The organism is Rhizobium favelukesii (genome assembly GCF_000577275.2).
GTDB classification, from domain to species: domain Bacteria; phylum Pseudomonadota; class Alphaproteobacteria; order Rhizobiales; family Rhizobiaceae; genus Rhizobium; species Rhizobium favelukesii.
Genome location: NZ_CBYB010000052.1, coordinates 1 through 11,667, shown reverse-complemented (window position 1 = coordinate 11,667; position 11,667 = coordinate 1). Strand labels below are relative to the sequence as shown.

At 55.4% G+C, this 11,667-nt stretch carries 9 protein-coding genes and 4 pseudogenes; 10 read left to right on the top strand and 3 right to left on the bottom strand.

Annotated features, from left to right (window positions below; translation table 11 throughout):
- Nucleotides 1-217: 217 nt before the first annotated feature.
- The 9 genes and pseudogenes from LPU83_RS38050 to LPU83_RS38010 form a co-directional block, all read left to right on the top strand.
- Nucleotides 218-418, top strand: a pseudogene (locus LPU83_RS38050) (hypothetical protein); the annotation flags it as partial.
- A gap of 203 nt (nucleotides 419-621) precedes the next feature.
- On the top strand, nucleotides 622-1,317 hold the full coding sequence (locus tag LPU83_RS38045; RefSeq protein ID WP_024318859.1) for a flavin reductase family protein: 696 nt from the start codon (nucleotides 622-624) through the stop codon (nucleotides 1,315-1,317).
- A gap of 390 nt (nucleotides 1,318-1,707) precedes the next feature.
- Nucleotides 1,708-2,259, top strand: a complete 552-nt coding sequence (gene nodL / locus LPU83_RS38040) for a nodulation O-acetyltransferase NodL (RefSeq protein ID WP_024318860.1) — start codon at nucleotides 1,708-1,710, stop codon at nucleotides 2,257-2,259.
- Between the two features lie 220 nt (nucleotides 2,260-2,479).
- Nucleotides 2,480-2,695: a hypothetical protein gene (locus LPU83_RS75335; protein ID WP_082323320.1), complete on the top strand. Its 216-nt coding sequence runs from the start codon at nucleotides 2,480-2,482 to the stop codon at nucleotides 2,693-2,695.
- Nucleotides 2,682-4,097: a nodulation protein NoeA gene (gene noeA, locus LPU83_RS38030; protein ID WP_029710540.1), complete on the top strand. Its 1,416-nt coding sequence runs from the start codon at nucleotides 2,682-2,684 to the stop codon at nucleotides 4,095-4,097. The genes LPU83_RS75335 and noeA overlap by 14 nt, the downstream gene beginning before the upstream one ends.
- A gap of 12 nt (nucleotides 4,098-4,109) precedes the next feature.
- Nucleotides 4,110-5,783 (top strand): nodulation protein NoeB, encoded by a 1,674-nt coding sequence (gene noeB / locus LPU83_RS38025; RefSeq protein WP_029710541.1) that lies wholly within the window; start codon nucleotides 4,110-4,112, stop codon nucleotides 5,781-5,783.
- 189 nt (nucleotides 5,784-5,972) lie between these two features.
- A protein-coding gene (locus LPU83_RS38020; protein ID WP_231052363.1) for an IS3 family transposase occupies nucleotides 5,973-7,057 on the top strand; the annotation gives its coding sequence in 2 pieces (ribosomal slippage) (nucleotides 5,973-6,225 and nucleotides 6,225-7,057; 1,086 coding nt in all).
- Between the two features lie 348 nt (nucleotides 7,058-7,405).
- The gene (locus tag LPU83_RS38015) at nucleotides 7,406-8,341 is read left to right on the top strand and encodes a flavin reductase family protein (RefSeq protein ID WP_024318862.1); all 936 of its coding nucleotides are present in this window, start codon (nucleotides 7,406-7,408) and stop codon (nucleotides 8,339-8,341) included.
- A pseudogene (locus LPU83_RS38010) lies at nucleotides 8,338-8,556 on the top strand (LLM class flavin-dependent oxidoreductase); the annotation flags it as partial. The gene LPU83_RS38015 and the pseudogene LPU83_RS38010, both read left to right, overlap by 4 nt.
- Before the next feature lie 30 nt (nucleotides 8,557-8,586).
- On the opposite strand, the pseudogene LPU83_RS38005 reads toward LPU83_RS38010, so the two are convergent.
- Nucleotides 8,587-9,230: pseudogene (locus tag LPU83_RS38005) on the bottom strand (DDE-type integrase/transposase/recombinase); the annotation flags it as partial.
- 135 nt (nucleotides 9,231-9,365) lie between these two features.
- Here LPU83_RS38005 and LPU83_RS38000 point away from each other — a divergent pair.
- Nucleotides 9,366-10,081 (top strand): annotated as a pseudogene (locus LPU83_RS38000) (IS630 family transposase); the annotation flags it as partial.
- Here the strand turns inward: LPU83_RS38000 and LPU83_RS73900 are convergent.
- Complete coding sequence (locus LPU83_RS73900) at nucleotides 10,039-10,242, bottom strand: helix-turn-helix domain-containing protein (RefSeq protein WP_051166780.1); 204 nt, start codon at nucleotides 10,240-10,242, stop codon at nucleotides 10,039-10,041. The pseudogene LPU83_RS38000 and the gene LPU83_RS73900 overlap by 43 nt on opposite strands.
- Before the next feature lie 483 nt (nucleotides 10,243-10,725).
- Nucleotides 10,726-11,490, bottom strand: a complete 765-nt coding sequence (locus LPU83_RS37995) for a calcium-binding protein (protein ID WP_162392066.1) — start codon at nucleotides 11,488-11,490, stop codon at nucleotides 10,726-10,728.
- Nucleotides 11,491-11,667 lie beyond the last annotated feature (177 nt).

Genomic DNA, 11,667 nt, shown 5'->3' with positions numbered 1-11,667 from the left:
GAGGCGCATGCGCCTCCGCTACTCGCCAACGGCTGTTTTTCTCATTTTGACAGCGAGTTGCAGGCCATTTGGTGGCACCTTTGGAGCCGTGTGGTCGGCACGATGTGTGCAAATCGCGGCGAAAGGAGTTTCTGGCGTAAATGAGCGCATTGCCAGCTACCGGCATTCGCCGGTGCGTCTCACGTGGCGGCATGGATGTCAGGTCGAGCCGAGACGCGTGCGCGACATGGCCTTCCACAAAAAGAGCGGCCTCACGATCGAAGAAATGGTCAAGAGCCGCTGGGTCTATTGCAAACTCCGCAACTTCCGCGCCGGCATCGAGGCAGGCATCTCATGCCTGAAGCGCGCCTATGGTCTGGCCCGCTGTACCTGGCGCGGGCTTGACCACTCTGGTGAGCCCGCACGAAGAGTCGCTTGACAGCAGAATATTATGGCATACCATAAGACATAATATCTCAAGAAGGGCTTCCGACGGCGGCTCGAATCCGCAGGACACTGCAGATCTCAAGTCGCCAGAGAGCGGAAGGGCCATATCGCGGCGGGCCAGGACATGGTGAAACTCACCGCAGCAGCCGTCAACGCGACGATGGCAGAATGGCTGGCGCGCAAGGAGGGAGTAGCATGAAAGCGGATGTTTTCAACCCGAGAGCCTTGCGCGAGGCTTTTGGAGCCTTTCCGACCGCAGTGACGGTCATAACAGCCAACGATCCGGCGGACAGGCCAGTTGGTTCTACTGCCAACTCCTTTGCGTCTGTATCCTTGGATCCGCCGCTGCTGCTCGTTTGCCTTGCCAAGACTTCGCGCGACTACCCAACAGTGACCAAAGCCGAGCACTTCGCGATCAACATACTCTCAGAAGCCCAGAAGAATGTGTCCATTAAATTTGCCCGCCCCGCGGAAGATCGCTTCGCTGCTGTCGACTGGGCGAGGGGTCCGAACGGCTGTCCGATATTCGCGCAGGTGGCGGCGTGGTTTGAATGTTCGATGCATGATGTCATCGAGGCGGGCGACCACGTCATGATGGTCGGTCGCGTGACGGCTTTCGAAAGCAGCGGCTTGAATGGTCTGGGCTATGCCCGCGGCGGCTACTTCACTCCGAGAGTCCCTGCAAAAGCCGTTTCCTCTGCGGCGGGCGGCGGAGAGATCTGCGCCGCCGCCGTGTTGGAGCGCCACGGCTCGCTTTTTCCATTGGGCGATGAAAACTTGCCCTTTCCGAGTTGCAGCGCAGCAGGCGGTGACCTAGCAAATACGCTGGCGTCCCACCTCGAACAATTGGGACTGAGCGTCCACGATTGGTTTTCTTTGCTGGATCTATAAGGACAAGCAGGCCGTTGAAGAAGTCATTCGCGTTCGCAGACGAAGCCTGAATCATCTTCGTTGTGGACGTAGAAGTGCCCGATGAGGCCGTCCGGCGGAGCCGAGAGCGGCCCATCCGCGGCCGCAGGCCGGGTCACTCTCGTCTTTGTCCCTCCCATGAACTCCGCACGAGACTCATCGCGTGCGCCCAATATTGTTGTCATCCACCGCGCGGATGCAATTGATCCAAACAATCGATTTTACCAATCATCGCGTATGGTCGATAGGAGACGGCGGAAGAATTTGAGTGGGTGCGGTTGGCGTTCGCCGTTAAACGAGCCGGAATTAGGCCTACAGTACCTTCGGGGAAACAACCTACTAACGCTATCAAGGACGGTCTGAGAAGAAACGATGACACGCACTCAAAAAGAGAAGATGCTCGCGGGCGAGATGTACAATGCAGCGGACCCGGAAATCCAAGCCGACTTGCTGGCTGCTGGGGCTTGGCTGAAGCGGTACAATGGTGGTTTGGGGGACTCCGCCGAACGTTGGCATTTGTACCTCCGCGAACGGCTAGGCGAGGTTGGGCCTGGAGCGGTCATCCGTCCGCCCTTTCACTGCGACTACGGCTACAACATCCGTATCGGAGCCCACGCTTACCTCAATTTCAACTGCGTAATCCTCGACGTGGCAAAGGTGACGATTGGGGAAGGAACCGCAATTGGGCCCGCTGTGCAGATCTATACCGCCGATCATCCAGATGACCCCGAGCAGCGGCAGGCGGGGCTGCAGCTCGGACGACCTGTCTGCATTGGCAGGCACGTCTGGATCGGCGGTGGCGCAATCATTCTCCCAGGCGTGACGATTGGCGATCATGCAGTCGTTGGCGCGGGCAGCGTAGTAACGCGCGATGTTCCTGCGGGCGCAAAGGTCATGGGAAGTCCAGCTCGGGTCAGAGGCTGAACCCTAGGTGCCTTGATGACGCGTGTTGCGGGCGCTCGAGCTTCTCTATGACGCGCTGCCTGCCTCTCCGCTTTTAGCCAAAAGTACCCTGTCTGAGGCGCCGCTTCCACGCCTGCATTCGAGGCTCAACAGACCCAAGAACAGCGGAATGATAGGCACAGGCACAGGTAGTTGACGATCGTTGAACTTGAATAGCAACCAGCACACGAAGGGGACATCGATGCCGATATTTATAGGTGCTGCGGGATTTCTCATCCTTTCTATTGTACCAGCTCATGCTTATCTCGACCCGGGCACGGGCAGCATGCTCGTTCAAGGCTTGATCGGCGCGTTAGCGATCGCCGGAGCAACTGTCTCCGGTTATTGGAATAGGATTAGATGGGCCGTCAGATCTTTTTTAGGCCGGGGGAACAACGGCAAGAATGGCGGTAAGTAAGTTGGTGGCGGACGCACCGAAGCCGGGGCGCGTCCCCGGCTCCTTTAGAGATCCCTCTGGTCAAGTCTTCAATTTCCAAGATTGCATCTTGCGAACGATGGATACTGCCGCAGCCATCGAGTTTGCAAGTGCAGAGAAGGCGATGCGTCAGCTCGTCGATGAACGGCGACTTGTTGACTTTTCAGACGCGGAACCGAGCGTTCACCAGCTTTTTCAAGGAAGTATTGCTCGAGTTCTGCAGCATCCCCGCCTGGAGCAAATCACCTACCCATACGAGTGGTCGTTTGCCGGATTGAAGGCGGCAGCTCTTTTTCATCTTCAACTGCAGCTTGATCTACTTGATCAGGGTTTTTGCTTATCGGATGCGACCGCTTATAACGTTCAGTTTGAAGGGTCGCGGCCAACTTTCATCGACCATCTGTCGATAAAACCGTACCGTGATGGGCAGCTTTGGTATGGCCATAAGCAATTTTGTGAGCAGTTTCTGATTCCCCTGTTATTGCGTTCCATTTTCGACATTACGCACCACAGCTGGTATCGCGGCAATCTCGAAGGGGTGCCGAGTGCGGACTTCGTAAAGCTGCTGAGTGCCCGACATTGGCTGTCCCATAAGTTGTTTACACATATTATTTTGCCTGCAAAGCTGCAGTCCTCTAAGACATCACAGACCAAGGCGGATCTTGGAAGCTCGAGTGCGAGACGGCTTCCTAAGGGTGCCTTCCGTGCCATGCTCGCCCAACTTTACAGCTGGATTGGTGGACTGAAAGTTGATGTTGGAAAGCAAACGGTTTGGCAAGGATACGCGGCGAACAACACCTACACAGCTACCCAGAGAAGTGATAAGGGGCAGTACGTCGCAGAGTTTGTCGCTCAACATAAGCCGCGAACAATAATCGATCTTGGCTGTAATACGGGTGACTTTAGCTACGTAGCTTTGGAGAATGGTGCAGAAAAGGCGATCGGATTTGATTTCGATCCGCACGCGCTCGATGCTGCGTTCGACCGATCAGTCCAGACATCAAGGAACTTTCTTCCACTTTATCTTGATGCACGTAATCCATCGCCGAGCCAAGGGTGGGGCGAGCGGGAGCGTCAAGGATTCAGTTCACGGTTTTCGGCAGATGCTGTTCTGGCGCTAGCCTTCGAACATCATTTGGCAATTGCTCACAACGTTCCCCTTGCCGAGGTTGTCGCGTGGGTGACCGAAGTTGCGCCAAAGGGAATTATCGAATTCGTCCCCAAGGACGACGAAACTGTGCGACGCATGTTGGCGGGTCGAGAGGACATCTTCCGTGATTACGACGAAGAGTCTTTTGAGAGCGCGTTGAGCCAGAAAGCTCGGGTGCTGAGTAAGCACCTAATACCTGGCAGCAAACGAATATTGTACACGTTCGAGAGATAGGAGAAAGCAGAAATGAAACGCATCGCGTTACTACTATCACCGCTGGTAATTCTGGTTACTCCGATCATTGATGCTTTTCAGGGCGTGTATATTGATCCCAGAAGCGATGCAGGTTACGCCGTCATCGCTTGCATTGCTATTCTTGGGCTTACCTTGGGTATGATTGCATCGCTTTGTTATAAATGGGGAGCTGTTGGCAATGTCATAACAGCAGGAACACTCGCCATTACGCTTTTCCTTTTTGGCGATCTTTCATACGGTCTCTTCTGGAAACTAGGAGAGCACATCGGAACGTGGGGCGCCGCCGCATCGGCGCTCGCTGGACTGGTTGTTCTTACTCTTACCCTCTTCAAGCTCATGGCCGCTGTGCCCCGCATGATGGCCGCATTTGCGGTAGCCTTACTGGGCTCTACAATTCTTGATCGCGGCTTGATTACTGAGGCGAGCGCCGAAGAATCTGCCCCGGCCGTGATTTATATCGTGACTGATGAAATGATCGGCATTTCTGGGATCGACACAAGATTACCACATGGAGCAGAAGCCAAAGCCGCATTGTTGCAGGTTTTTCAGAAGTATGGGTTTCGGCTCCATTCAAAGGCCTTCAGTCGGCACGTTCTTACTCAAGTTTCGGTCCCAGCCGCCTTGAACATGGACTATTCGTATAATTTCCCCGGCGATGGATCGCATTATGCGTACCCGGGCAAGGTAACGACTTTCAAGGAATTGTCGTTGTTCGATCTGTGGCATCAACAAGGGTTAGCAGTCACCGTCTTCCAGTCTGCTCATGTAGATTACTGCCAAACCGAAATCAAAGTCGATTGCCATACCTTCGCATCATTTGACGGAACTAGGTTTCTTGAACGGCAGCGAATCGAGGGCGGACCATACCGGGACGTTCCTCCCGCTACTGCGGCACTGGCGGATGTTAAGGCGCTGGTGGATGGAAACAGGAGAAGCTTTGCAATGGCAGCAGTTGGAGTCGCGGCCTCCAATATGTTGGGGACATTCGAGACGGAATTGCAGGAATGGCATCCGCGATCTTACGACCAACTAGCCTTTCCTTACTGGCTTCAACAGTTTCAGAACACAATTCTAGATAAAGGTCGTGGGAACGCCTTTTTTGGGCATTTTCTATTTCCGCACAGTCCTGCCGTCTACGACAAAGATTGCAAACCAACGAACCGTTGGGTTTCGAGATCCTATCTTACGGAAGCACGCGGGTTGGTAGGTCAAAAGCTAGATGAGGCGCGCGCGGAAGAATATGGATTCTACTTCGCTCAAACGCTCTGTCTGGCCAAGCAACTGGATAAGTTCTTTAATGCGGTTGTCAGCGATAAAAGGTTTCAGGATGCCACGATCGTCGTTCATGGCGACCACGGCTCGCGTATTTCCGCGGGTAGAAACGTAGAGACAATGTCTCCGAGGGATTACGTCGACAATTATTCCGCCCTTTACGCCACTAGAAAGCCAAGCGTAGAAATGGGTACAGACTACTCGCTACACTCGGTTCAGTGGTTGAACGCTTCTCTGTTCCGCGGCAACGCGCCAGAAGTCGCTCCGACCGTCGTGGGGTCAATGCGGGGCGAATCTGACGAACCAGCAGTCTACGCACCCATAACCAATCCAGACCACGTTGCGATAATGCCGATGCATGACTTTGACGCATCTCATGGAGTTGCCCCATAAAAACCGGACAGAATCAGACTTCTGTTTGACGGTTTAAGAACTCACGCGGGGATAGATATCCCAAAGCCTTTTGTGGGTGAAGCGCATTGTAGTGTTCGAACCACAAAGGCAGTTGGGCGGTAATCCCCCCGGTAATTAACGGGCTTCAAAAGTAGAATTTTCTCCGGCTTTATGATCGAGGAGATTTTGATGAAGACGAGCAGATTCAGCGAACCTCAAATCCTTGCCATCCTGCGCCAGGCAGAAGGCGGCGTTTCTGTGCCGGAGTTATGCCGGGAACACGGGATGAGCACTGCTAGCTTTTACAAGTGGCGTTCGAAGTATGGCGGCATGGACGCCTCGATGATCAGCCAGATGAAGGCTCTGGAGGATGAGAACCGTCGGCTGAAGAAGATGTATGCCGAGATGAGCATGCCGGCAGAACTGCTGAAGGAGGCTCTTGGAAAAAAATGACGCGGCCATCTCAACGCCGGGAGATGGCTGGGAAAGCAGTGGCGTTGCGTGGGGTCAGCATTGCGTTGGCCTGCCGTACCTTCGATGTCAGCGAGACATGTTATCGTTACAGCGCAAAGCTGAACGACGAGAACGAGCAGATTGCCGATCTCCTGATCGGGCTGACGAGGGCGAAGAAGACCTGGGGCTTCGGCCTGTGCTTTCTTTACCTGCGCAATGTCCGGGGACATCGCTGGAACCATAAGCGCGTGTACCGCATCTACCGCGAGCTGGAATTGAACCTCAGGATCAAGCCACGCAGGCGTTTGAAGCGGGACAAGCCCGATGCCTTGACCGTGCCGGAAGCACCGAACGTGGTTTGGTCCATGGATTACATGGCGGATCGTTTGGAAGACGGTAGGCAATTCCGGCTGTTGACTGTCTTGGACGACTTCAACCGCGAGGGGTTGGGCATCGAGGTGGATTTCTCGCTGCCTGCTGAACGCGTCATCCGCAGTCTGAACCAGATCATCGAATGGCGCGGCAAACCGTTCGCCATTCGTGTGGATAGTGGACCTGAATACGTCAGTGGCAAACTGATGGAGTGGGCCGAAACGCGAGGAATTGCTTTGAGCCACATCCAGCCCGGAAAGCCGCAACAGAATGCCCTATGTCGAGCGCTACAACCGCACCGTCCGACATGGCTCGACCAATACATCATTGAAAGTATCGAGGAGGCACAGGAATTCGCCACGCAGTGGCTATGGACGTACAACAACGAACGGCCCAATATGGGCATCGGCGGCATCACACCCGCACAGAAACTGAAAATGGCCGCGTGAATTCTACCGCCGAGCCCTGTTAAAAATTGGGGATTACCCCACCACCATGGAAGGCGCGTCGACGATATCCCGGTTGTCCTGATGTCGTTCTAGCGAGCCCGGCAGGTCTGGGCTGCGCTCTTTCAGGAGAATGGGAAACCGGGAGCAGAACGCCACTCTGTGACCGAAGCCACAGGCCAGGTCACGCATTGGAAAATGGTTCAAGAACCGAACGGCAGATGCCTGTCTCACGGAAGGAAGAGATTTACTCGATCGGCCAAAACGTCGGTCAAAACATAACAGAACCCAAGGAAGAGCCGCCAAATGGCGGTGTTTTGCCCCTTGCGTTCTTTCATTGGAGAAACCGAGATGACTGCGAAAATTATCGATCCGAGAGTCTTGCGAGACGCGTTCGGTGCATTTGCGACCGGAGTGACAGTGGTCACGGCCAGCGATGCGGCGGGTAGGCCGATCGGGTTTACGGCCAATTCCTTTTCGTCGGTCTCCTTAGATCCGCCCCTGCTGCTCGTTTGCGTTGCCAAGACCTCGCGCAATTATGCAACGATGACCGGTGCGGCGCGTTTTGCCATCAACGTCCTGTCTGAAACGCAAAAAGAAGTTTCCAACACGTTCGCCCGACCAGTGCAGGATAGGTTCGCGGCAGTAGATTGGTGGCGTGGTCCGAGCGGCTGCCCGATATTCTCCGATGTGGCGGCGTGGTTCGAGTGCTCGATGCAGGACATCATTGATGCGGGCGATCATGTCATCATGATCGGACGCGTCATCGCCTTCGAAAACAGCGGCCTAAATGGTTTGGGCTATGTACGTGGCGGCTACTTCACTCCGAGGTTGGCAGGCAAGGCCGTTTCCGCTGCCGTCGAGGGGGAGATTCGTCTCGGCGCGGTGCTCGAACAGCACGGCTCGGTGTTCCTGCTGGGGGATGAAATTCTGTCGCTCCCGAATTGCACTGTCCAAGGGGGCGATCCTGCCCGCACGCTGGCCGCGCATCTCGATCAATTGACCGGGCTGAAAGTCACCATCGGGTTTCTCTATTCGGTCTACGAGGACAAGAGCGATGGTCGCCAACACATCGTCTACCACGCGCTTGCCAGCGAGGGTGCCCCACGAGAAGGACGGTTTCTGAGAGCGGCCGAGATCGCTGCGGCCTGGTTTAGCAGTAGTGCGACTGCCGACATCATCAATCGTTTCGTTCTCGAGAGCTCTATAGGCAATTTCGGCATGTATTTCGGCGACGAGACCGGCGGCACTGTCCATCCGACCGTGAAGAAGGGCGCACGCTCATGAAATTCTCACTTTTCGTTCACATGGAGCGCCTGGATGCTGAGCAGGACCACAAGACGCTCTACGAGCAATTCGTCACGCTTTGCGAAATCGCCGACAGAGGCGGCATGCACGCGATCTGGACCGGCGAACATCATGGAATGGAGTTCACCATCGCGCCGAACCCCTTCGTAACGATTGCTGACCTTGCCCGCCGAACCAAGACTGTGCGCGGCGGCTGGGAGTTGCCCCATAAAAACCGGACAGGATCAGACTTCTGTTTGACGGTTTAAGAACTCACGCGGGGATAGATATCCCAAAGCCTTTTGTGGGTGAAGCGCATTGTAGTGCTCGAACCACAAAGGCAGTTGGGCGATCACGGTTTCGGCGTCCGGAATGTGATTAACCGAGACGTAGTCGCGCTTGAAGGTTTGACGAAGGCTTCGGCCATTCCGTTGGACTGCGGGCTGCGAATGGGTGTCGAGCAAGGCTCCATGCCGATATCGAGCAGCAGCGATTTCGTGTCCTTCGCCATGAAGCACGAGCCGTTGTCGGTCAGCCACTCGATGGGCTTTGGAAGGGTGTTGATGCGACCGAAGCGGTTCTCGACGGCGGTGATGACAAGGTCCTGCACGTCCTTGCTCTTGATCCCTTCGGTGGTCGCCACATGGGCGATGGCCCCGCGGTCACAGCAGTCGAGAGCAAAGGCAACGCGGACCTTCTCTTTGTTGTCTCAGCCGATTTCGAAGCCGTCCGAGCACCAACGCAGGTTCGACTGCTCCACGGCAACGCGGCCGTCGTGGCGGCGCGTATCAATCGCCGCTGTATGGCGTTGAAGAAGCAGGCCATGCACCTTCATCACCCGATAGACGCGTTTGACGTTGGGCCACGAGCGGCTTTCGTTGCAGGCGTTGTCGACCAGCGACGGCGGCGTTCAGGACCCGACAGCACTTCTATCTTCGGATGGTGACTGGTCATAATGGGCACATTACCTCGCTCACTTATTAAGTGAGAGATCATGTCCGGAGATTTATGGGGCCACTACGCCAAAATCGATGGCGAATATATCGCCCGGATGGAGGATCTCCTCGATCTCTACACCGAGCCGAGTGATCCTTAGCGGCCAGTCGTCTGCTTCGATGAAAGTCCGATCCAGCTCATCGGCGAGGTGCGCGTGCCTATCGTGCGGAAACCGGGGAAGCGATACCGCTACGACTCCGAATACAAGCGCAATGGCACGGCCAACCTCTTCGTTATGGTCGACGCCAATAGGTCATGGCGCAAGGTCAAGGTCACAGATCGGCGCGCCAACGAGGACTTCGCCGTCTGCATGCGCGACCTGGTCGACCTCGATGATCCCGACGCCGACCGGGTCCGTGTCGTGATGGATAATTTATCGACCCACACGGCCTGCGCTGTCTATCAGACCTCCCCAGCCGCCGAGGCGCTTCGGATCTTGCGACGTCTGGAATTCCACTACACGCCCCGCCATGCGAGCTGGCTTAATATGGCTGAGATCGAGATCGGCGTCATGCGCCGACAGTGTCTTGACCGCCGTATCGACAACCGCGACTTGCTCAAATCCGCGGTTGACGCCTGGGAGCGGCGTCGAACCGAAAGTGGTGCTCAAATCCGATGGATGTTCTCGACAGACCAAGCCCGCGAAAGATGGCAAAGTCTTATCCAATACCTTTGCTCAACGAGTCACAATCTCTGGGACGTCACACTAGCAGGCCGCATGCCGCGGATGACCTGGACATATAGGCTTCCGACGCGCCGAGTTGCTCGGCGAGGTCCTTGTTCGTCAACCCGCGCTGGGCCCTCAATCGCATCAGACCAATCGCGAGCGGTTCCTGAAAGGAAAGCGACTTCAGCTCAACCACATTCGAAAGCTGATCAGCGCCGTCGTCCCTCAACTGCGGCATCGAATGACATTCTCGCCCGGAGGGTTCATAAACAGATTACGGAGCGGTAGCTGCCGATAACCGGGCGCAAGAGCGCGCCTACAGCTGCTTGAATGTTTCAAAGTTCTACGGCTCATTATGCATGACGTTGTTCAGAAAGACCAAGAAGGTAAGCCTAAACGCTTTGTTGTTCATCTTTTGCATGCGACTGTTCACAAGTCCGTTACGCCTCAATACACCGCAGCCGAGAGCCCGTGCAAGGGACCGCTTGCGGACTCCGAGACGTATCCTCCGATTGAGGTCTTGTTTTCCTTGTTGACGAAATTGACGTTTCCCCGGCTTTGCAAATCAATCTCCAATTGCGCCAAACTTTAACTGCGGTTATTTCTGTGTGATGGAGAAACTGATGGGATGGCTCGAACAGTTTGGCTATCGGTTTGACATGCGGCGGTTAGGCGGAGCGGCCTTGGTATCGCGCTGGGGTGCTCCCGTGCGGACTACCGGTCAGGAGTAATCGAAATGGTTCGAGGTCAAGGAGGCTACGTCAGCCATGGTCAGATTTTCCAGATAGCCGAACTCATGCGCGGTGTTATCACCGTCAACATAGGCCAGAACTGCGCCGCTTCCGTTAGCATCGCAGTAAACCAAGATGTCGCCGCGAACTTCGTGGGAAGCAGCTTTTGCGGCCTCAGACGCAGATGTGTAGCTTTGATTGGTTAAAAAAATAGGGCTCCGGCCGTTGATGAAGTTCCCAACGGTTCCCTGCTCCGAGGGTGGTCGGCCAAAACGGTCGAAGTCCAAAAGGTCCAATACAATTTCGTCCTCGGCCGGGTCGAAATCCGTGACTCTCGTGACGACACGATCCGAACCGGACATCGGGTCATTATACGAGAATTCGAATCGGTCGTTATCAGCGCCGCCAGTCAGAGTGTCCGCACCGTCACCGGTGATGAGGTGATCGTTTCCGCGGCCGCCAATGAGCTGATCGTCATCCCCCTTTGCACCGCGAGACGACGAATACGAGTAGTTGCCATAGAGCGTGTCGTTATCGTCCCCCCCCAAAACCGTGTCGTTGCCTGGCCCGGCGAAGATCCAGTCATTGCCGCGGTTGCCCCAAATCCGGTCGTTGCCACTGCCCGCCGCGAATATGTTATCGCCGTTCCCCAGCCCCAAATTTAAGTCGTTAGAGGGGGGAGGCGTCTCGGAGGGAGGCGTACGGCCGGGGTCACGTGGAAAGGAAGGAATATTAATCAGGGAAACGATATTCACTATTTGTATGCTCCTAATGATGAGTCGCACGACGCCGACTGCCCAATCTTATACTTTGGTCGGGAACTGAGAAAATCGATTGTTTTGATAGCAGGCATCCATGTACCAGATGGTGCCGTGTCCATTTCACATCAATGTTGAGGAAAACGCTGGTTGACGCGGCAAACTTAACTGGCG